This is a genomic window from Achromobacter sp. GbtcB20 (genome assembly GCF_019091095.1).
GTDB lineage: Bacteria > Pseudomonadota > Gammaproteobacteria > Burkholderiales > Burkholderiaceae_B > Achromobacter > Achromobacter mucicolens.
This window is the reverse complement of the sequence record NZ_JAGXJZ010000271.1, coordinates 1-406: the sequence shown is the minus strand read 5'-3', so window position 1 is coordinate 406 and position 406 is coordinate 1. Positions and strand designations below refer to the sequence as shown.

Annotated in this window: 1 pseudogene; it reads left to right on the top strand. The window is 65.8% G+C overall.

The window, feature by feature from the left end:
• Positions 1-406 (top strand): annotated as a pseudogene (locus KVT32_RS28935) (alkaline phosphatase); the annotation flags it as partial.

Sequence of the window (406 nt, the reverse complement as noted above, 5' to 3'; positions counted from 1 at the left end):
ACTTCGCTGCTGTCGGTGCCGAACGCGAACGTGGCGGGCGTGAAGGGCAAACCGGTCTTCGCCGTGGTGCAGTTCGAATACACCACGCTGGCCCAGGACGGCGTCACCGGCATGTACGGCCGCCTGCCGTCGCCGATCGCGGTGCTGACCCTGGACCAGGACCAGACCACCGGCAAATTGAGCCTGGTGAAGTACCACAACGTCGACACCTCCGGCGTCGAAGGCCTGTGGATCACCTGCGGCGCCAGCCTCTCGCCCTGGGGCACCCACCTGTCGAGCGAGGAGTACGAGCCGAACGCCTTCACCGCCGCGTCGGATTCGCAGTTCAAGGCCTTCAGCAAGAACCTGTACGGCAGCGAGACCGCGGCCAACCCCTACAACTACGGCCACATGCCGGAAGTGACGG